At 53.4% G+C, this 20313-nt stretch carries 18 protein-coding genes; 5 read left to right on the top strand and 13 right to left on the bottom strand.

From position 1 onward, the window contains the following. Positions 1-210: 210 nt before the first annotated feature. Genes KF749_05770 through KF749_05740 form a run of 7 tightly spaced genes read right to left on the bottom strand, consistent with a single transcriptional unit; the run spans position 211 to position 6094 of the window. Positions 211-1830, bottom strand: a complete 1620-nt coding sequence (locus tag KF749_05770; protein ID MBX2990660.1) for a CTP synthase — start codon at positions 1828-1830, stop codon at positions 211-213. 55 nt (positions 1831-1885) lie between these two features. Then, positions 1886-2521 (bottom strand): DUF502 domain-containing protein, encoded by a 636-nt coding sequence (locus KF749_05765; GenBank protein ID MBX2990659.1) that lies wholly within the window; start codon positions 2519-2521, stop codon positions 1886-1888. Further along, positions 2508-3266 carry a 3-deoxy-manno-octulosonate cytidylyltransferase gene (gene kdsB / locus KF749_05760; protein ID MBX2990658.1) on the bottom strand — a complete coding sequence of 253 codons (759 nt, stop codon included), beginning with the start codon at positions 3264-3266 and terminating at the stop codon, positions 2508-2510. The genes KF749_05765 and kdsB overlap by 14 nt, the downstream gene beginning before the upstream one ends. After that, positions 3263-3556, bottom strand: a complete 294-nt coding sequence (gene gatC, locus KF749_05755) for an Asp-tRNA(Asn)/Glu-tRNA(Gln) amidotransferase subunit GatC (GenBank protein MBX2990657.1) — start codon at positions 3554-3556, stop codon at positions 3263-3265. Before gatC ends, kdsB begins: the two co-directional genes overlap by 4 nt. Before the next feature lie 10 nt (positions 3557-3566). Next, on the bottom strand, positions 3567-4286 hold the full coding sequence (locus KF749_05750) for a hypothetical protein (protein MBX2990656.1): 720 nt from the start codon (positions 4284-4286) through the stop codon (positions 3567-3569). After that, entirely contained in the window at positions 4273-4986 is a 714-nt protein-coding gene (locus KF749_05745; protein ID MBX2990655.1) for a 1-acyl-sn-glycerol-3-phosphate acyltransferase, read from the bottom strand. Before KF749_05745 ends, KF749_05750 begins: the two co-directional genes overlap by 14 nt. Before the next feature lies 1 nt (position 4987). Continuing rightward, positions 4988-6094, bottom strand: a complete 1107-nt coding sequence (locus tag KF749_05740; protein ID MBX2990654.1) for a M48 family metallopeptidase — start codon at positions 6092-6094, stop codon at positions 4988-4990. A 306-nt stretch (positions 6095-6400) separates the two neighbouring features. Here KF749_05740 and KF749_05735 point away from each other — a divergent pair, with 306 nt between their 5' ends. Together KF749_05735 and KF749_05730 are read left to right on the top strand one after the other, a co-directional pair. Beyond that, a complete protein-coding gene (locus KF749_05735; protein MBX2990653.1) occupies positions 6401-8710 on the top strand; it encodes an NADP-dependent malic enzyme in 2310 nt (769 codons plus the stop codon). A gap of 97 nt (positions 8711-8807) precedes the next feature. Continuing rightward, on the top strand, positions 8808-9551 hold the full coding sequence (locus tag KF749_05730) for a hypothetical protein (protein MBX2990652.1): 744 nt from the start codon (positions 8808-8810) through the stop codon (positions 9549-9551). Between the two features lie 76 nt (positions 9552-9627). Here KF749_05730 and KF749_05725 read toward each other — a convergent pair whose 3' ends face one another. The 6 genes from KF749_05725 to KF749_05700 form a co-directional block, all read right to left on the bottom strand. Continuing rightward, the gene (locus KF749_05725) at positions 9628-9945 is read right to left on the bottom strand and encodes a DUF1232 domain-containing protein (protein ID MBX2990651.1); all 318 of its coding nucleotides are present in this window, start codon (positions 9943-9945) and stop codon (positions 9628-9630) included. A 46-nt stretch (positions 9946-9991) separates the two neighbouring features. Next, positions 9992-12151, bottom strand: coding sequence for a hypothetical protein (locus KF749_05720; protein ID MBX2990650.1), 2160 nt, complete (start codon positions 12149-12151; stop codon positions 9992-9994). Positions 12152-12213: 62 nt separating this feature from the next. Beyond that, a complete protein-coding gene (locus KF749_05715; protein ID MBX2990649.1) occupies positions 12214-13308 on the bottom strand; it encodes a MoxR family ATPase in 1095 nt (364 codons plus the stop codon). Continuing rightward, positions 13260-14555 carry a peptidylprolyl isomerase gene (locus KF749_05710; GenBank protein ID MBX2990648.1) on the bottom strand — a complete coding sequence of 432 codons (1296 nt, stop codon included), beginning with the start codon at positions 14553-14555 and terminating at the stop codon, positions 13260-13262. The genes KF749_05715 and KF749_05710 overlap by 49 nt, the downstream gene beginning before the upstream one ends. After that, positions 14545-15405 (bottom strand): peptidyl-prolyl cis-trans isomerase, encoded by an 861-nt coding sequence (locus KF749_05705; GenBank protein ID MBX2990647.1) that lies wholly within the window; start codon positions 15403-15405, stop codon positions 14545-14547. Before KF749_05705 ends, KF749_05710 begins: the two co-directional genes overlap by 11 nt. After that, the gene (locus KF749_05700) at positions 15386-17743 is read right to left on the bottom strand and encodes a peptidylprolyl isomerase (protein ID MBX2990646.1); all 2358 of its coding nucleotides are present in this window, start codon (positions 17741-17743) and stop codon (positions 15386-15388) included. The genes KF749_05705 and KF749_05700 overlap by 20 nt, the downstream gene beginning before the upstream one ends. 180 nt (positions 17744-17923) lie before the next feature. Here KF749_05700 and KF749_05695 point away from each other — a divergent pair, with 180 nt between their 5' ends. From KF749_05695 to KF749_05685, 3 genes are all read left to right on the top strand, one after another. After that, positions 17924-18193 carry a zinc ribbon domain-containing protein gene (locus KF749_05695; protein MBX2990645.1) on the top strand — a complete coding sequence of 90 codons (270 nt, stop codon included), beginning with the start codon at positions 17924-17926 and terminating at the stop codon, positions 18191-18193. Between the two features lie 81 nt (positions 18194-18274). After that, complete coding sequence (gene glgA / locus KF749_05690) at positions 18275-19738, top strand: glycogen synthase GlgA (GenBank protein ID MBX2990644.1); 1464 nt, start codon at positions 18275-18277, stop codon at positions 19736-19738. Positions 19739-19790: 52 nt separating this feature from the next. Continuing rightward, positions 19791-20313, top strand: a 523-nt coding sequence (locus KF749_05685; GenBank protein MBX2990643.1) for a hypothetical protein, incomplete at its 3' end; no start/stop codon positions are given.

The raw sequence follows: 20313 nt of genomic DNA, 5'->3' as shown, positions 1-20313 counted from the left end.
AACTCATCAGTAGCATTCTCCTCAATCGTAAATAGTCCCCCGGATCATTCCAATCGTTCGGAATCTCCAAAATGAATCTATACGGTGTCTTTTCTGGATGCCACGCAAACGTGGTTGCATCCACTTCCCTCTAGTTACCCGCACAAGAAACCGCGAGTAGAAGAAGAGCTGTGACTACAGTACGCATGATTCCGTCAACAGATAGGTTATCTATTTCTCTCCCTTAGTCTCCACCGCCGCCTTCACAAACTCCCTGAACAGCGGGTGCGGGTTGGTGGCGCGGGACTTCAATTCAGGATGAAACTGCGAGCCGACGAACCACGGGTGGTCGGGTAGCTCGATCATTTCGGCAAGTCCATTGTCGGGACAAATGCCGCTGAAGGTCATTCCCTTTGCGGCAAGCTTCTCCTTGAACGCGTCGTTCACTTCAAACCTGTGGCGGTGACGCTCGGAGATCAACTCCTGCTTGTAGGCGTGATATGCCTTCGTTCCTTTTGTGAGCTTGCACGGGAACGCTCCGAGACGCATTGTGCCGCCGTATTCTTTCACGTTCTTCTGCTCGATCATCATGTCAATCACGTTCTGATCCGTGAGCTTGAACTCGGTGCTGTTTGCTCGTTCCATTCCGCAGACGTTGCGCGCAAACTCGATCACGGCGCATTGCAATCCCAGACAAATGCCGAAGAACGGAATCTTGTTCTTCCGCACGTACTCGATTGCCGCAATCTTTCCTTCGATCCCCCGCTCGCCGAACCCCGGCGCTACAAGAAGTCCGGCGATGCCTTTCAGATGCTTGTCGGCCCCTTCACGCTCGATGTCTTCCGCACGAATCCACTTCAAATCCACCCCGACGTTATTGGCGGCCCCGGCGTGCACGAATGATTCGGTGATGCTCTTGTATGCATCCTGATGCTCGGTGTACTTGCCGCAAATACCAACGGTGATTCGCCCCGCGGGATGTTTCACACGGTCGACGTATTTCTTCCATTCGCGGAGATTCGGTTTCGGGCAGGTGAGATCGAGTTTATCAAGAACAATTTCGTCAACCTCCTCTTCCGCGTAATTGAGCGGAACTTCATAAATAGTGGACACGTCACGCCCGTCGATGACGGAATCGGATTCGACGTTGGTGAAGAGGGCGATCTTCTCCCGCACATCTTCCGACAGCGGACGCTCGGTGCGGCAGATGAGAATATCGGGCTGAATACCGAGTTCGAGCAGCGCCTTCACGCTGTGCTGCGTCGGTTTGGTTTTCGTTTCCCCCGCCGAGCCGATGAACGGAACGAGCGTAACGTGAATAGCGATGGCATTCTTTCTTCCCACCTTAAACATAAACTGGCGCATCGCCTCGAGGAAAGGAAGACTTTCAATATCGCCGACAGTGCCGCCGACTTCGGTGATGATTACGTCGTAGTCGCCCGTTTGTCCGAGCGCTTCAAACCGGCGTTTGATCTCATCGGTTATGTGGGGAATGACCTGCACTGTTGCTCCGAGATAATCGCCGCGGCGTTCTTTGCTGATCACCTCGTGATAAATCTGCCCTGTTGTGGAATTGTTCTTGCGGGATGTCGTGATATCGAGAAAGCGTTCGTAATGGCCGAGATCGAGATCGGTTTCGGCGCCGTCGTCGGTGACGTACACTTCACCGTGCTGGAACGGATTCATCGTGCCGGGATCGACGTTGAGATACGGATCGAATTTTTGGACTGTGACGCGCAAGCCGCGCAGCTTCAGCAGCAGGCCGATGGAGGCGGACGCGATTCCTTTGCCGAGCGAAGAAACCACTCCGCCCGTGACAAAAATGTATTTTACTTGATGGCGACGTTTCACGGTATGTTCCTATGCCACGAAGGCTCGAATCTGTCACAAAGAGTTGTTGGATAACTTACTTCTTGAGTTGTTCAAGTTTCTCGGGCAGGACAATCCCGCCGGAGAGAACGAGTTTCAATCCCTGTTCGATTGAAAGATTCAGCTTGACGGCCTGTTCTTTCGGAACAAGAATCAGCAAACCCGACGTCGGGTTCGGCGGGTTCGGGATGTAGACGTTATAGAACTCAACCTTCTGATTGTCTGCCGTATGGAACGTCATCTCATTCGTTACAAATGCAAGCGTATTCAATCCGGGCCGCGGGTATTGGATCATCACGACTTCGCGGAATGTTTTTCCTTTTCCCCCAATCGTAAACGCCCCGACGAGATCTTTGATGGCGCTGTACACCGAGCGGACAAAGGGAATCTGCTTGAGGAGATTTTCAAAGCCATTAAACAGAATCCTCCCGACAAGATTTCTCGCCAGCAGGCCCACGAGAAACACCAGCACCACCATTGTCATGAATCCGAGGCCCGGAATGCTGCGGCCCAGCCATTCCTCCAGAACGGGCGAAAAAATTCCGTCAATCGCGTTCAAAAGGGAGCTGAAGAACCAATAGGTGAGGCCGAGAGGGATGATGACGACAACGCCGCGGAAGAACGTTGTGCGTACCTCCGCCCAGAATCCCTTCTTGTTATCAGCGTCGTTCATACTGTTGTTGATATACCAGTCGTACGCGTTTCAAATCATCCTCCGTGTCAACGGGTACGCTATCGTACTCTGTAACAGCGGCCCGGATCGTATAACCATGTTCAAGAATGCGTAACTGCTCAAGCTTCTCGGCGCGTTCAAGCGGGGTTTGCGGGAGTGTCGGATACCGGAGAAGGAACTCCCGCCTGAACACATACAGCCCGATATGCTTGTAGTATGCTGTCTGCTTCAGCCAATCCTTTTGGGCAACATCCCTGCCGAACGGAATGGGCGAGCGTGAAAAATAGAGACATGTGCCGTTCTTTCCGAGAGCGACTTTCACAATATTGGGATTGAACAACTCCGCTTCCTGCTCGATTTTCCTGACCAGCGTACCGACCTGTGCATCGCTTTCCACAACGATGCGAATCCCCTCATCAATCATCTCGGAAGCAATCAGCGGCTCATCTCCCTGCACGTTTACGATAATGTCGGAGCCACTGATGCTGCGTGCGGCAAATGCAACCCGGTCGGTGCCGCTTTGCAGATCAACCGGTGTCATCGCGGCGTTTCCGCCGAACGCCTCAACCGCATCTGCAATGCGGCGATCATCGGTGGCGACGAGAACCTTGGTTGCCAGGGTTGCTTGTGCCGCTCTTTCATACACATGCCGGATCATCGGCTTGCCACCGATATCGGCCAGCGGTTTTGCCGGAAGCCGCTGCGATGCATAGCGCGCCGGGATAATGACAACGGTGTTTGTCATCGCGGGCCGACAACTTTCGGCACTTTGAAAAACTCTCCGCTTGTCGCAGGGGCGTTCTTCAAGGCCTCGTTCTGCGAAACGCCGCTCCTGATCTCATCCTCACGAAAAACATTCTTCAACTCGATCACATGCGCAAGCGGTTCAACGTTTGTTGTATCGAGAGAGTTGAGTTGTTCCATGTATGTGAGAATGTCGTTCAGCTGATGCGTCAGTGTTTCCTTTTCATCCTCCGAAAAAGAAAGACGGGCAAGCCGTGCAACATACTCAACGTCGTTCAGTGTTACTGCCATCGGTTGTGAATTACTGCTGGAGAATCATAAACTGGAACGCAGACCGGAAGTTCGAACAGCTTCCCAAATCTTTGATAATCTGCGTGTTAAGAACGTTCGAAACGTTGTAGATCTTGTCGCCGGTTTGCAGCAACCCGCTGCGCCCCGGGGGTATGTTTGCCGACCCTTCGGCTGACGAGAACATCATGTTGTAGTCCCCTTCGCGGCCGCACGGCGTGTTGCGGGAAGTGTACAACTCGGTGCCCACCACAACACGGAAACGCTGCTCGCCTGCCTTTGTGAAGAGTGTGTCGAGTTCCGCCGGCGGAAGCGTGTTCACCATGGCAATCAAGCTATCGTTTTTGCTTTTGAGAATCAACGCGAAGCCTGCGTCGGTTTTCTTGTAAATCAGAACCGTTCGTGACGTCGTGTCCACCTTCAGCCGTTCGCCGGGGGGAAGTGTATAGTACACCCACGCCGTGTCGCCGGTGAGCGTGTCGCGTAATGCCGTGTAGTGATTGAACGTGCCGACGCCCGGTACCGTGAGCAACGTATCGCCGCTGCCGCCGAATCCCTCAACCCGTCCGCGAAATTGGAAATCATTCGGGTTGGGAAGTGACGTAACGACGGTTAACAGTATGTGTCCCAACGTAGTTCGCTCGGATTGCGGTTCGAGGGTCTCCTTCGTGCATGATGCGAATGCGAGAATTGAAAGAACGAAAAGATAGAAAAAGCGATTACTGGTTGACATAATGCTTCTCGATTGCCGCATGTACTTCCTCCATGAGTGTGAGTTCGGATTCCTTGCCCTGTTGTCCGGTCAGGTGAATCGGTGTGTCGAGAATCAGTTCAACATGTCCCGGATTGATGCTGATTGAATGTTTCGGAAGAATTGTGAAACTCCCGTTGATGGTCAGCGGAACAACCGGAACGCCCGCTTGTACCGCAATGTGAAACGCCCCGCGCTTGAACGACTGCAACTTCCCATCCAACGTTCGCGTCCCTTCCGCAAACAGCAACACCGATTCGCCGTTGCGGATTTTGCCGATGGCTTCTTCCAGACTTCGCTGTGCCTGCACTCCGCGTCCCCGATCAATGGCAATGTAACTGCCGAATTTCAATCCCCAACCGAAGATCGGTATCTTCTCCAACTCTTTCTTATACACAATTCGGATTTGATCGGGGATGCCCGCAATCACCGAGGGAATATCGAACATTCCCGCATGATTTGAAACATAGACGAAACCGTTTCCGTTGCGGAGATGCTCAACGCCCCGAACCGTGACCTTCACTCCGCACACGAACAATACGCTTCTCGCCCACATTCTGCAATATCCATGAAACACCCGTGAACTTCGTGTAAAGATGAGTGTCAGCAGAATAATGCTTGCGAAGAACATCGAAAGCGAAAACAAGCCCAAAAACCTGAGGGAGCCGATGATCTTCTTCATTTCAATTCAGCGATTCCACCAATGCAATACGCCGCGCAATCGACGGGTGGCTGTAGAACAGGAACTCGATAACCGGATGCGGCTCCGGATCGGCAAGATTCGTATCCGCCAGCTTGAGCAATGCGGAGATGAATGCGTGCTTGTTCTTGGTTGTCGTGACGGCATATCTGTCTGCTTCGCGTTCGTGCTTGCGCGAAAGAACATTTCCCAACGGCGATGTCACCAATCCGAACACCGAAAGCCACAATCCCAATATCGGCAAGGCCGCCACATCCGCTACCGATGCAAATCCGAACCATCCCAACGAAAGTGCATACAGCTTCGATGTTACATAGAGTCCGGCAAACGTTGAACACATGCCGACCGCGATTCCGATGAGGATGTGCTTGTGCGTGTAATGTCCCAGTTCATGAGCGAACACCGTTTCGATTTCCTCCTCCGAAAATTCCTGCATCAGCGTGTCACCGAGAATGATGCGTTTCGATTTCCCGATTCCGGTGAAGCCCGCGTTTGCCTTCTTCGTGTTCTTGCTCATGTTGAATGAGAAGATCCCGTCGATACGCACGCCCGCCTTCTCACACAAATTCATAATGCGTTCTTTGAGCGAACCGCTTTCGATGGGCGTAAACCTGTAAAAGAGCGGCATGATGAACGTCGGAACAATTCGCGCCAGAACAAGAGAGAAAAAGGTAAGCGCGATGCTCACCGGAAGCCACCACCATTCGCCGTACGTCTTCAGGCAATAGTAGAGAACCAGCACAACTGCAAGCATGAGCGGAGCCCCGACCAGTAATCCCTTCACGCGTTCCCATACCCACCGCCCGAAGGTCTGGTTGGAGAGATTGTAGCGATGTTCAACAATGAATCCTGAATAGAAGCCTATCGGCAGCGTGACGAACGATTGCATGATGCCCAATGCCAGCAAAAAGAGAACAATCGCTGCGTAGTCGAGCGAGAAAAGAGAATGTGCCCAATTTCTCAACTCCACCGAAACACCCGACAGAACGATGACAAGCAGAAGTGCAAACGAGAGCGCGGATGAGGTAATCCCGAGCACGAGCTTTGTGCGGCTGTACTGTTTGGCCTTTGCCGGATCTGCTGATGTCATAGTACTTGAACTCTTGATAGTCTTCAACATGAAATTCTACGCAAATCACGCAGGAAAATCAATTGTAGGAAAACCGCATTTTTGATTGTCAAAAGTGGGAAATGGGGCCAGCCAACAGGTTGAAATTCAATTCCATTCCTTGTTTCTTGGTGGCACAGGCTTTGACCCAAATATAGACGAATTAGCATGTCTATCTCTCATTCAACAAATCATCACGAGCCAATACCCAGCCCCGCATCTCCGGTACCCCGCTGAGATTGCCGGATTGGCTTTGAGGAACTTTCACAAGGAGGCTACATCATGGCAATGATACGAAAACAAGACGCGCTTGACTACCACAGCCAGGGGCGAAAAGGCAAGATCGAGGTTACGATCACGAAGTCGTGCGCGACGCAGCGTGATCTTTCGCTTGCTTATACACCCGGCGTTGCCGAGCCGTGCCGCGAAATTGCGGCGAATCCGGCGGATGTCTACAAGTATACGGCGAAAGGAAATCTCGTCGCCGTTATTTCCAATGGCACCGCCGTGTTGGGTCTCGGCGATATCGGAGCCGCAGCAGGCAAACCGGTGATGGAAGGAAAGGGAGTTCTGTTCAAGAGATTTGCCGATATCGATGTGTTCGACATCGAGCTTGACACACACGATCCCGAGGAGATCATCAAGATCGTGAAAGCGCTGGAACCGACATTCGGCGGTATCAATCTGGAAGACATCAAGGCGCCGGAATGTTTCCGTATTGAAGAAGAGTTGAAGAAGCAAATGAACATCCCGGTGTTCCACGATGATCAGCACGGAACGGCGATCATCTCCGGAGCCGGATTGCTGAACGCGTTGGAACTTGTCGGCAAAAAGCTCGAAGACGTGAAGGTGGTATTCAGCGGCGCGGGCGCGGCAGGAATAGCCTGCGCAAAGTTCTATGTAACGTTGGGTGTGAAGCGGGAGAATCTGATTCTCGTCGATACGAAGGGCGTTGTGTACAAGGGACGCAAAGACGGAATGAATCCCTACAAAGAATTCTTCGCCATTGAAACCGACGCACGGACGCTTGAAGACGCAATGAAAGGTGCCGACGTGTTTGCGGGCGTTTCCGTGAAGGGCGTTGTCACGAAGGAAATGGTCAAGAGCATGGCGGATAATCCCATCATCTTCGCGATGGCAAATCCGGATCCCGAAATTACGCCCGAAGATGCGCTTGCAGCACGCAGCGACGTTCTCATGGCAACAGGCCGCTCCGACTATCCGAACCAGGTGAATAACGTTCTCGGATTCCCGTTCATTTTCCGCGGCGCCCTCGATTGCATGGCAAGTGCCATCAACGACGAAATGAAACTTGCGGCGGCACATGCGCTGGCGTCCCTCGCCAAAGAAGATGTTCCCGATTCCGTCATCAAAGCATACGGCGGCAAGCCGATCAAGTTCGGGCGCGAATATATTATTCCCAAGCCGCTCGATCCGCGTGTTCTGTTGTGGGAAGCCCCGGCTGTTGCGAAGGCGGCAATGGAAACCGGCGTTGCCCGCAAACCGATCGAGAACCTCGACGCATATCGCGACTCGCTCGAAAGCCGGTTCGGACGCGGCAAGGAAATCATGCGCGCCACAATTCATAAGGCACAAAAAGCGCCGAAACGGATCGTATTTCCGGAAGGAATGGAAGAGAAGGTATTGCGCGCAAGCCAGATTATTCTCGACGAGGAAATCGCAAAGCCGATTCTGCTCGGAAACAAAGAGACGATCGCTGAGAAAATCAAAATGCTCGATCTCGATCTGGAAGGCGTGGAAGTTGTCGATCCGCTGCATGCACAAAAATTCGACGAGTACGTGAGCAAGTTCTACGACATGCGCAAACGCAAAGGCATGACGCTGAAGGACGCTCGCAACCATCTCCAGCGCCCCATTGACTACGGCATGATGATGGTGAACACCGGCGACGCCGATGGACTTGTGGCCGGATTGACGCAACACTATCCCGAGACGATCCGTCCCGCACTCCAGATTATCAAGCCAAAGCCCGGTATCAGTACTATTGCCGGCATGTACATGCTCATCTTCAAGAACGACGTCCGGTTCATCGCCGACGCAACGGTGAATTTCGATCCGACGGCCGAACAGCTTGCCGAGATTGCCATTCTCGCAGCGGACAAAGTCCGCAGTTTTGACATCGTGCCGCGGATTGCGATGCTTTCGTTCAGCAACTTCGGCAGTACACAGCATCCTTCGGCTATGAAAATGGCGAAGGCGGCAGAGCTCGTGAAGAAGCGTGCGCCGGAATTGATGGTTGATGGTGAGATGATGGCGGATACCGCTGTGTCTCCCGAGATCATCGAATCGCTGTATCCGTTCAGCACATTGAAGGGCGGCGCTAACCTGCTTGTGATGCCGAACCTCGAATCGGCGAACATTGCCTACAAGCTGCTGGCGAAGTTAGGCGGAGCTGAACTCTACGGCCCCATGCTGATTGGTATGCGGAAGCCCGTCTATCTGCTCATTCCCGGCAATGAAGTTGCGGATATTGTGAACGTGGCCGCAATGGCCGTGCGCGATGCGCAGGAGCCCGGCGGAGAAGGTACCGAACGGTTGGGAAAGGTATCGCCCCGACTCGAGACGGTGTACGAGTAACACGCTGTGAAATAAAAAGCCCGCTTCAGAAATGGAGCGGGCTTTTCGTCTGATTTCGAGTTCCTTGTGCTCTGTATACTTCGTGGAGAACTTTGAGATGAGATCATACAGTTTGCTTCCAGCGTTTCTCCTTGCGCTCTGCATCACCGCTTGCAAGGAAGAGAATGTCCGGCCTCCGATTCAGGAAGAATCAAAGTTCCTGGAGATTGTATCCATCCAGCCGGCTAACGGGAGCGTGTGGGTTGAGCGAGGGACGCCCGTCCTCGTGCAGTTCAACTACGGAGTCTCCAGTGAGGAACTTGACAAGATCAGCTCCCGATATGTCGATGACACGGTGGCAACGGGGGCTTGCATAGATCTTGTTTGCCGGAATCTGAGTATTGCAAAGTATCAAGCCCTGCTCTGGAAGGCGGAGAGAACAGTAGAGGTCGTGATTCCCCGGGGTCTTCTGGATACATCCGGGAGGATGCTGAAAGATTCGGTTGTACTTCGCTTTACTGTTGAGCCGAATCCCGCCCCGCTGCGCGTACTCTGGACAAGCATTCAGCATAGTGATACGGTCAGCCTTCGGGGCGAAAGCCACATCTTCTGCAACTTCTCATTGAACGATTACATTCCCGTTCTCCAAGAACTGTACTTCAGTGTCAGTTCACCGGCACAAGTCTCGGATGGCTGCTATTTCATCAACTGCCGCCCGCCCATGAAAAAGGGAATGTGCCTCCTTGTGTACAATCTTGAGCCGTACAGAACGTACACTCTTACTCTCTTTCGCAGCATGCACGACTATGACGGAGACACCCTTGAACAGGACTTTCATCTTGTCTTTCATACCAAGCCGTAAAAATGCTGATCGACAATAAAAAGCCCGCTTCAGAAATGGAGCGGGCTTTTTCTGCCTCCAGCATAATACTCAGAAGCTATGATTTCAGCTTTCCTTTGACTGTTCCACCATCTTCACTGACTACTTCGAATTCCGCGTCAACCACATCCTTGCCGGATCGCGTTGCATTCTCCCAGTCCAGGAACTTCTCCACATCCTTCATCAATGAACGGATGAGAAAGGCCAGCATGGCTGCATCGTCGATTACGCCAACGAAGGGAATGAAATCAGGAATGATGTCAAACGGATTGACGGCGTAGAGGGCGACGAGGATGAATACAAACAGGCTTCGCCAGGGAAACACCCTGTACCTGCCGCTGAGCCATGCTCGAACAAGCCGTCCGAAATTTCTCATACAGTGACCTCAGGAAGAAAGTAGGAAAACTTCCGCGCAGTATCAACTACAGCATGCCGCTTCGTTTTCTCACAAACCACTCAACGGCAAACAGAAGAACAACAAGCGCGAGCATGTACTTCCAATTCCACAATTCGAACTCACGCGCATCATGCACTTCCCGCGGAGCAAATGATGCAAGCGAGTTGATGCGGGAGGGAAGTCCGGATATTTGCGAGGGAAGAAGGAATTCGCCGTTTGTTCGGGCTGCAAGCTGGCGCAACAACTGCACATTCATGCGTGTATCCTGAAACTCCAAGTCAAGTTCGCCGACCGTGAATCTTCCCCGATCTTCGCCTAATGCCTGTCCGTCAATTGTTGCAACGGACTTGAATGTGTAGTCGCCCTTGTCGAGTCCTTCGAGAGTCCCTTCATATCTTCCATTGCCGATGGGGCGAAGGGTGGTCTCGAACTGCTTGCCTTCGTGTTCCGCCGCGACCTTCACTTGCGCATTCTCCACCGGATTGGCGCTCGCGTCATACACTTGTCCGACAAACTCCACCGGCTCGCCCTGGGAGAATTCAGGCTTCAACGGAGTGACCTTCACCGGACGACTGTCGTCACGTGTGCTGAGCCAGCGGATGCTGTTGGAGAGGAATGTGGCGAAGAGTTTTTCCGTCTGCGGATTTCCCTGTGCCATCAACCGCCAGCGCCAGATGCCGTAGCCGAGTATTGCCATCGACTTCTGCCGGTTCACGCTGCGGATTGCGATAAGCGGCTCGTTCAGTACAATGTTATTGATCTTGACGGTTGCAAGAACTGTCGCCTCCGATTTTATTCTGTAAGCTGTCTGCAATCTGTAGATGGGAGGTAAACGGCTCCAGCTCGCTATTCCTTCCTCCGTATTCGTGGCGAGGATCGGGTGGTTTCGTTGCGCTGCTGCAGGTTCAATGAAGACGAGTTGTTCATTCTGCACGGGGTTGGCGTCTGAAAACGGCAACAACGGACTGAGCGGCGCAAGCTTCCGGCTGTCAACAGACCTGCCGTTGATGAAGAACAAGGGCGTTGCCTTCCTTTCGATGGACGCCCTGGTCATTTCCATTGTTGCGTCTGCGACGCCGGCAATCGGAAATCCTATCAGCACAATGCAATCTGATGAGTCGAGCAGTTGCGATGTCAGCGGGCGCTCGTAGAATACTGAAGGAGATTTGTGGGTGAGGGAGAGAACATCAATGTTCCTATCCTCGCTCAGCGTCTGTTTGACGATGGAAAGATCCGGGGAGGGCGTACCGGCAAGCAAAAGAACGCGCAACTTGCTTTTGAGTATGCGCGCAAGAAATGTCCGCTGGTTGTTTGCCGTTGTCAGTTCACCCGGAAGTTGAGAAATGCGGACTGTATATCTCTTCACACCTTCACCTTCCGGCGTGTAGGTGAGACGGACGCTGTATTCCCGCGTTCCCTCCTGCAGAACAACCTGCGTTCTGCCCAACTCCCGTGTCCCGTCGGAGAGAATCACTTCCACCTTCTCGTTCGCATACCCGGAACTCTTGATCGTCACGTCAACCGGCACTTCGGTTTCGTTGTACACGAGATCGTTCGTAACGATTTTTGTGATGAGAACATCCTTCTGTTCAGTTGAATCGCCAACACCGATTGTAAAGAGCGGAATGCCGAGGTGTTCCGCTTCGTACACGGGATTCTGGCCGAGATTGTAGCTGCCGTCTGTCAGCATCACCACCGCGCCGATGTTAAGCCGTTCCTTCTCCTCCGCAACCATTCTCAACGCGGCAATCATATCCGTTGCGTCGTCATCAAACCGGAGTGAGTCCGTCTCCTCATTCTGCTTCGTACGAGTCCCGAAGGCGTAGTAGCGTACCTCACCCTTTCCACTTGCCTCACGGAGTGCGTTGTTCGAGAGGATGCTACGCGCTTGCGCCAGCCTGTCCCCGGCGTTGTCGTTGATCGTCATGCTCTTGCTGTTATCAACAAGAACAGCAAGAACCGGCTTTTGGGTGGATGTGGTGATAAGACGAAGCAGCGGCTCGAACAGGAAAATCAGCAACAACGAAAGGGCGGCGGCCCGAAGGGCGATGAGCAGATAGCGTTTTGCAGGAGGCACCGGCGGAACTGTCCGGCGGTAGAACAGAATGGATATCGCGACCGCAATGAGAACGAGGAGAAGAACGATGAACGCTGAAGATGTGAAACTGAGGCTGATATCGGGCATGATGTCGGATTACTGATTCTGGATTACGGAAACGTCTGTAATCCGTAACCGGTAATCGTTGATTAAGGTGTTTCGTTGACGAGCCGTTCGACGATATCAATGGTCGAGACGCCGTCGGCTTCCGCGTTGAAGTTCGGGACAATGCGATGACGCAGCACCGGCGCCGCCATCGCCCGCACGTCGTCGATATCCGGTGTGTGTTTGCCCGCAATAATGGCGCGTGTTTTTGCTCCGAGGATCATGTATTGCGACGCCCTCGGCCCCGCGCCCCAACTGAGCCAATCCTTGATAAACTTCGGCGCGTCATCTGTTTTCGGGCGTGTTCGCGTTGCAAGCCGCACGGCAAATTCGATCACGTTGTCCGCAACCGGCACTCTTCTCACCAAATCTTGATACGCGGAAATTTCGGCTCCCGACAACACGTGGTTCAATGTTGCCGTTGCCTGGCTGGTGGTGGTTTTCACGATCTGTACTTCCTCGTTCTGCGACGGATAATCGAGCCACAGATTGAACATGAACCGGTCGAGTTGCGCTTCGGGGAGGGGATATGTTCCTTCCTGTTCGATGGGGTTTTGTGTTGCGAGAACGAAGAACGGCTCCTGCAGCGTGTAGGTTTTGCCCGCCGCCGTTACGCGGTGTTCCTGCATCGCTTCGAGCAACGCCGCCTGTGTTTTCGGAGGCGTGCGGTTGATTTCGTCGGCGAGGACGATGTTGGCGAACACCGGCCCCTGGATGAACTTGAACGTCTTGCCGCCTGTTGAGGTGTTCTCTTCGATGATTTCCGTGCCGGTGATGTCGCTCGGCATCAGGTCGGGAGTGAATTGGATGCGGTTGAACGAGAGATCGAGAACCTGCGCCAACGTCCGGATGAGAAGCGTTTTGGCAAGACCCGGCACGCCGACGAGCAGGCAGTGCCCGCGGGCGAGCAGGGAAATCAGCAACTGCTCGACAATCTTATCCTGCCCGACGATAACCTTGGCGATTTCTTTGCGGAGGGCGTCGTAGGATTGCTGTAACTGTTTTGCTGCATCAACATCATTGACTTGCTTCACCGGCGATATATTAGCCAAAGTCGTATTCCCCGCTTCCTTGTTTCTGATAATGTCCTTTACAACCGCGACTCCCAATAAATACTCTTGCGCAACGACTCGAGCCATGCGGCGTAATCCTTCTGCCGCTTGTAGTTGCTTGCAACAATCTCGATGCGCTTGTAGTCCTGATCGAGGTTGGCTTTGTGTTCGGGGGTTCGTTCCCGTACCCACACAATGCTGTAGCCGTACTGCGTACCGACGGGAATCCGTACCGGCTCGCTGATCTCGCCGCTCTTCAACGGTGAGACAACGGGATAGAGTTCTTTCGGGAGTTGCTCAAGCTCGAACGTGCCGAGGTTTCCGCCGATGCTTGCCGTTTCTTTGTCTTCCGAGAATTTTCTTGCGATCTCGGCAAAGCTCTCGCCGGCAAGAATCCGTGTGCGCAGGCCGTTGAGATATGCCTTCGCCGAATCGTCGCTCGCTTCGGTTCGCTCGATGCGCATCAGAATGTGGCGCGCATGAACCGCGTCGCCTCGCCGTTCCAACAACTGGATGATGTGGAGGCCGAATTCCGTTTCGACAATTCCCGACACTTCCTGCTCTTTCAGAGAAAACACAGCAGTTTCAAAATCCTTCACAAACAAGCCGCGGCGGACAAACCCCAATTCTCCCCCCTGCGCCGCGGAACCGGGATCCTGCGAATGCCGCCGCGCAAGATCTTCGAACGGAACTCCCGCCTTGATGCTGTCGAGCAGCAATTTCATTTTTCCGTATGATTCCGCCTTCTCCGTCTCGCCGAACTTCGGGCGCACGAAAATATGCGCCAGTTCCACTTCCTCGGGCACTTCCCCCAAACTATCCTGGTACGTGCGGAAGAATTCCTCCACTTCGAGACGGCTGATTTGCGAGCCGCCGAATCGTTGCTGCTGCAACCGTTGGGAGAGGAGGTTCTTTTTCATCTCATCCCGATATTCGCGCTTGATGCGGGAAATGGGCATGCCGTACAGTTCTTCCAGACGTTGCTCCGAACCCGCCGCCTGTACGCGCTGCCGCACAATGGCGTCAAGTTGTTGTGTGACTTCGTCTTCCGAGACTGTCACGCTGTCTTCAATCGCTTTGGCCAGAATCAGCTTTTCGTTGATCATGGATTGGAGAACTTGCTCACGTAATCCGGGCGTATTGGGGTCGAGTTTGTTGGTGGTAATGAAGAACTGGGTTTGGGCGTTCAACTCGGATTCAAGAATCATTTCCTTGTCGATAACGGCAACGATGCGGTCCAGTACCTGCGCCTCTGCAACAGCCACCAAGCATGCAAGAAACAGAACCGGCAACCACGTTTTCATAATCACATTCCTCTTCCCATCATTCTTCATTGACGTTTCCTCTTGTTGTATCGCCGGCTGCGAGCCGGACATCGACCTCATACTTTGCGCGCAGTTGGTCCAGCAGTTTTGCGTACTTCTCGTTCCGCCGTTTCATGGCGAGCCGCTGCCGGATTTCTTCTTTCACATAGTCAAACTGGGGCAATTCGCCCTGCCGTTTTACATCATGGACAACAGCAACGCAATACCCCGCATTCGTCCGCACGACGTACGAGATATCTTCTTTACTCAACGCACGGGCAATCTTCCAGAGTTCCTCGGGGTACAGGACTGCCTGGGTAAAGTACTCGCCGGTGGCGACACGGAGCAGATGGCGGCTTTGCCCCTCGTCGCTGCGGACCGATTGTACTGCGTCCTCCCATCGCGCGCCGCGAAGAACTTTGGATCTGAATGCGTTTGCTTCATCCCGCTCGTCGAAGACGGCAAAGCTCATCTTGACAACGTCGTTGGGCAGACGGTACGATTCGGCGTTGGAGGTGAACTCGTGTTGCAGATCGCTGTCGCGAATTGCCGACGGTTCGTCGCTGTAAACCTCCTGCTCGAGATAGGCAGTAATGGCAAACTGCCTCTTTGCCTCCCCGGCCTGCCGCATCACCGCCTCCGATGTGGCGAACCCTCTCCGCTGCGCCTCCTGAAAGAGAATCTCCGACATCACCCAGTTGCTGACGTACTGCCGCACGAGATGTTCCGGTTGCCCGCCGGCATTCTCCTCAACGTTCTTCTGCGTCAGCGTCGCCTGTCCGACGCGGGCAACATACTCATCAACGGGCCGCTGTTCCGAGCAGGAAACGAACACAGTGGCGAGCAACAGCATGGCAACACTATGGTTGGACCCGGGCAAACGCGTTCTGCAATGCCTCTTTATGTTCGACAACGGGATATTTTCTGCGAAGTCCGTCAAGCCATTCTTTCTCCAAACGCTTCGATTCATATTCCTGGAACGAACTCGACACTTCCGTGCCGGCCTCTTCATACGTTTTCTGCCGGGCGGGTTCTTTCTTGTTCAAGCGGACGATGGTGAAGTTTCCGCGATAGCTGAACGGCCCGGAGTAAGCGCCTTCTGCAAGAGAATCCGCCTTCATTGTCCGCTCATCCGTCCGTACCGCCTGAACCTGATGATCAATTCCACCGACAATCCACGGGCGGCGGTTGATGATGTCGATGCTGACTGTTGTCAGTGCACGGTTTCTGTCGGCGGGGTCGGTAATATGATCAGCCAACGGCCGTACCCAGGTCTGGATCCGTTCCGGATCAACGCCCAGCTTTCTCGTGAATTGGTTCTTGACTGCATCGAGACGTTGATTGGCAAGTCTCTCCTCCTGCGCCTTTCGTTTTGATGTATCCGGCTGCGCGGCAAGGGAGAGGGTCAGCACGGCGTCGTTCTTGAGTTCGGCGGCCACAGCAACCAGAGTCTTGAGTGCAGACGGAGTAAGGGCTGCCGATCCTTTTGCAAACGCCACTCTGAAGGAAGTCGGCATCTTCATTCGTGCGGAGTCTTCGGCAAATATTTGCTCGAGCGTTTTTCCGGCTTTCAGCTTTTCATGAATCAGATTGGCGAGCGAGTCGCTGTACGTTGAGACGGAGGTGAAGTCAACGCGATCGGGCCACACGAAGTTATCGCGGTTGGCGTTGAAATAACTCTGAAGAACCGTGTCGTTCACCGCAACCTTTCCCCAAACCCTGTCCTGCTCAATCTGATACAACAGAATGCCGTCCGTGTATTCTTTCATGATGGAGGCGAACTCCGGATATGTCTGTTCGATGGTTTCGCCCTTTACCTGAAACACAAGCTGTTCCGCGATCTTCTCGACTTGTTGGCGCAACGAATGGGAATTCAGGGGCACGCTCGTCATATCGGGCCGCAGAATCATGATCGAAACGATACTGTCGCACGAAACCGTACGTTGGCCGAAGCGGATGAGAGGCCGCTTGCCTAATTCCGGCTCAAGCGTGCTGTACCAGGCGCTGTCGCGTGTTGTCTTGAGTGAATCAAACGACACAACGAACAGGTTTAGCGCGGTTTCATCCATACTGAATTGTGTTTCCGCCTTCAGCTTGCCCAGGAACTTCTGGTAGTCCTGCTGGAAACGCGTTTGCTGATATACTTGCTGCAGTTCCTTTTTCGCCTCGGCGTACGGCTTTGTCTGTCGTGTCTCGTAGGATTTAATGAGATGATATCCGTAGATCGTGCGGACGATTCCCGAAATTTCGCCCGGCTTCAGTTTGAATGCCTCTTCGTCGAACGGCTGGATCCATCGGGCGCGGCCGAACCATCCGAGGTCGCCGCCGCGGGGGGCGGAACCGGGGTCTTCCGAGTTGCGTGTTGCAAGTTCGGCAAAATCGAACTTTGCAAGCAGGCTGTCACGAATCTGGCTGATCTTCTTGTATGCTTCGAGCGTGTCTTCGGGAGAAGGTTCCTGGCTGTGAAACCGGATCATAATGTGGCTTGCTTTGATTTCTCCCGACGCCGGCTGGCGTCCCGTGCACTTGATGATATGTACGCCGTATTGCGTGCGCACCGGCTTTTGCGTCAACTCGCCCGTCTTCAGTGCAAACGCCGCTTCTTCAAACTCGGGAACCATCCGGCCTGCGGTAAAGAAATAGAGATCGCCCTTGTTCTGGTGCACCGACGGGTCGTTGGAATGCGCAACGGCAAGCGATTCGAACGACGCTCCGGTATTCAGCAGACCGATAAGTTCGTACGCTTTCTTGAATACCGCTTCCGAATCGCTCGGCGCTGCGCCGGGGGCGAGCGAGAGGAGGATGTGGCTGGCACGGACTTCCGTTTGCCGGGCTTCGTGCAGTTTTTTGATTCCCGGGGCGGTGACTTCCCTCTCAGTGAGGTACGATGCGACGAGGCTTCCCTTGTACTGGTTGATTTCGCTGCGAATCTCAGGCTGCTTGTCCAGCCCCTGATCATACGCGTCGGCAAGCTTCAGTTTGAATTTCGTCATCAAATCCAGAAACTTCTCACGCTCCTCCTGGGTTGACGCCGAGGCCTGATCTACACTGCCGCTGCTCTTCAAGTACAGTTCTTCGTATTCTTTGAGTAAGATCGGTTTGTTGCCCACTTTTGCGACAACAAGTTCCCCCGGTTTTGGTGAGCATCCGAACAGCACAACTGCACCAATCACGACACAGCCCACAAGTGCGAGCTTGTTGAAGAAATGCATAGCCACTGAAACTCCGTAATTAGTTGAAAATGAAAGGACTTCTGATGGTTTTAGGCTTACTATGGTAACGAAAAGAGGGGTGAGTTTCAAGGAATTTTGGCCTGTTTCGGGTTGCGAGTGGAGAGCTAATCCGGTAGATTGAACCCGATTGTGGAATATTCTTATTAATGAGAGAAGGAGATTGGAATGGATGATAAACTACGGTGCCAGAGTTGCGGCATGCCTCTTTCGGAACAATTTGGAAATCTCGGAACAGAAGTCGACGGCTCGACGACTCGCGAGTATTGCCACATTTGCTACGCGAACGGCGCGTTTACAACGCCCGACTTGACGATGGAAGGGATGATGCAACTTTCCGTTGACTACATGACGAAGCAGATGAACATACCTGCGGAGAAAGCTGGCGCGATGGCGAACGAGTATATACCGAAGTTGAGGAGGTGGAAGAAGAACTGAGTCGGTAGACGGTTTGCTTTTCTGCTCCCCGTCAGTATATTGAGCCCAAACAACCCATCATTCAACTGCCCAGTCGTTGCCATGAACATCGCCATCGCCGCATCCGAATGTGTGCCTTTTGCCAAAGCGGGCGGACTCGCGGACGTTACCGGCGCGCTGCCCAAGTATTTGCGCAAACTCGGCTGTGACGTCAAAGTATTCCTTCCGAAATACAACACCATCGACGAAACGAAATACGATTTGCATTACGAGTACGCCATAGGCGAGATACCGGTACGCGTCGCGGGTGTTGCCTGGCCTGTGCACGTATCGCGGGCGAACCTTCCCGGCTCGGATGTACCGGTCTATTTCATCGATTGTCCGCATTTCTTTCATCGGGGGAGAATCTATACGAACGACTTCGATGAAGATGCAAGGTTCATTCTCTTCTCGAAGGCTGTCATCGAAACACTCCAGCGACTGCAATGGGCGCCCGACGTTATTCACTGCAACGACTGGCAAACCGGCCTGCTGCCGTTGCTTCTCAAAGACAATTACAGTTGGGATAGAATGTTCGACGGCACGGCGACGCTTTATTCGATTCACAACATCGGGTACCAGGGATTGTTCGGCAAGTCGGTGATGGATATTGCGGAGATCCGGCCGGACCGGTTCAGCGCGCTGGAGATGTTCGGCGGCGTATCCATGATGAAGGGGGGAATCCTCTCCGCCGAAATCATCAGCACAGTGAGCGACACCTACGCGCACGAGATTCTCACGCCGGAGTACGGCGCGGGAATGGAGGGTTACCTTGTGCTGCGTCGCGAAGATCTGCACGGCGTGCTCAACGGCATCGACACGGACGTCTGGAATCCTGAAACCGATCCGCATCTTCCCCACCACTATTCGAAAGAAAATCTGGGCGGGAAATATCTCAACAAGAAATTTCTTCTCGAAAAAGTCGGCATGCCGTACGACACCGACCGGCCTCTTATCGGGATTGTGTCACGACTCGTGGCGCAAAAAGGCTTCGATCTGATCGCCGAAACATTCAACAGTCTGATGGAACTTGACGCCCAATGGGTGATTCTCGGCTCAGGAGAAGAGCGGTACGAACGCATGTTCTCGGCAATCCATCACGCATTGCCGCATAAAGTCTGGACCTACATCGGTTTCAACAACGAGCTTGCCCACCTGATCGAAGCCGCCGCCGATATGTTCCTGATGCCCTCGCGCTACGAACCGTGCGGCTTGAACCAGATGTACAGTCTGCGCTACGGCACCATTCCCATCGTCCGAAAAACCGGCGGACTTGCGGACACAGTGCACGACTGGCACGAGTATCAATCGTACGGCAGCAACGAAGGGAACGGCTTTTCCTTCAACGACGCGGCGGGCTATGCGCTGAACGATGCCGTTTGGCGCGCAGTGACCATGTACCGGACGAACAAGCCGGTCTGGCACCAGATGATGATGAACGGCATGAACGCCGACCTGTCGTGGGATGCCTCGGCGAAGAAGTATATGAGGTTGTATGAGATTGCGATGCAAACACGGAGGATATGATGTTGTGAGTTGACTTATTCCGCCAACCTTTCTGATTCAAGGGAGAACCACAATGGCAATACTGCGCACACTTCTGATCCTACTCTTGTCGCTTGCCTGCAACGATGTTGTATCGGCGGCTCAATCATCCCAAATCCAACCGACCGAGTACGACAGGCTGTACGATCAACTCATCGGCCTTCAACCGGACGAATCCCAAAGTGCCGAGGTCGCCGATTTCACCTTCAGTCGCGATGTCGGACATTTCCATCTTCAGCGGGGGCGCATCTTCCTGTGCAAACCCGTTGACGGACGGGTCGTTGCGGCGATATTTCTGGGTGATGGAACTTTTCTGATGAAGCCCCCGACCACAATTGAACAACAGCAGCTTCTCCGGTTCTATGAAAAGGATTGGGTTGAGATTAATTTCAAAGTTCTCTTCCTGCTCTTTGCCGACAACACAGCCGGAGAATTGCAACGGCGGCTTGTCTTTACATCCGCATCACCTTCAAGCGATGAGGTGGACAATCTCAACTACGCGCTCAGGTATGTACACAACGACGACACGCGGGCATTTCATCAGGATTTCATGCAGG

Source organism: Bacteroidota bacterium, assembly GCA_019637975.1.
Taxonomy (GTDB): domain Bacteria; phylum Bacteroidota; class Ignavibacteria; order UBA10030; family UBA6906; genus CAADGV01.
The sequence above is the reverse complement of the archived record's forward strand: the minus strand, read 5'-3'. Positions and strand labels throughout refer to the sequence as shown.

What these genes read in the sequence shown, in the direction of transcription:
- KF749_05725 (MBX2990651.1), bottom strand. Translation starts at nt 9,945, where the DNA reads ATGAGAAATTTCGGACGGCTTGTTCGAGCATGGCTCAGCGGCAGGTAC.
- gatC (MBX2990657.1), bottom strand. Translation starts at nt 3,556, where the DNA reads ATGGCAGTAACACTGAACGACGTTGAGTATGTTGCACGGCTTGCCCGT.
- glgA (MBX2990644.1), top strand. Translation starts at nt 18,275, where the DNA reads ATGAACATCGCCATCGCCGCATCCGAATGTGTGCCTTTTGCCAAAGCG.
- KF749_05695 (MBX2990645.1), top strand. Translation starts at nt 17,924, where the DNA reads ATGGATGATAAACTACGGTGCCAGAGTTGCGGCATGCCTCTTTCGGAA.
- KF749_05715 (MBX2990649.1), bottom strand. Translation starts at nt 13,308, where the DNA reads ATGGCTCGAGTCGTTGCGCAAGAGTATTTATTGGGAGTCGCGGTTGTA.
- KF749_05765 (MBX2990659.1), bottom strand. Translation starts at nt 2,521, where the DNA reads ATGAACGACGCTGATAACAAGAAGGGATTCTGGGCGGAGGTACGCACA.
- KF749_05740 (MBX2990654.1), bottom strand. Translation starts at nt 6,094, where the DNA reads ATGACATCAGCAGATCCGGCAAAGGCCAAACAGTACAGCCGCACAAAG.
- KF749_05745 (MBX2990655.1), bottom strand. Translation starts at nt 4,986, where the DNA reads ATGAAGAAGATCATCGGCTCCCTCAGGTTTTTGGGCTTGTTTTCGCTT.
- KF749_05730 (MBX2990652.1), top strand. Translation starts at nt 8,808, where the DNA reads ATGAGATCATACAGTTTGCTTCCAGCGTTTCTCCTTGCGCTCTGCATC.
- KF749_05735 (MBX2990653.1), top strand. Translation starts at nt 6,401, where the DNA reads ATGATACGAAAACAAGACGCGCTTGACTACCACAGCCAGGGGCGAAAA.
- KF749_05720 (MBX2990650.1), bottom strand. Translation starts at nt 12,151, where the DNA reads ATGCCCGATATCAGCCTCAGTTTCACATCTTCAGCGTTCATCGTTCTT.
- KF749_05750 (MBX2990656.1), bottom strand. Translation starts at nt 4,286, where the DNA reads ATGTCAACCAGTAATCGCTTTTTCTATCTTTTCGTTCTTTCAATTCTC.
- KF749_05710 (MBX2990648.1), bottom strand. Translation starts at nt 14,555, where the DNA reads ATGAAGAATGATGGGAAGAGGAATGTGATTATGAAAACGTGGTTGCCG.
- kdsB (MBX2990658.1), bottom strand. Translation starts at nt 3,266, where the DNA reads ATGACAAACACCGTTGTCATTATCCCGGCGCGCTATGCATCGCAGCGG.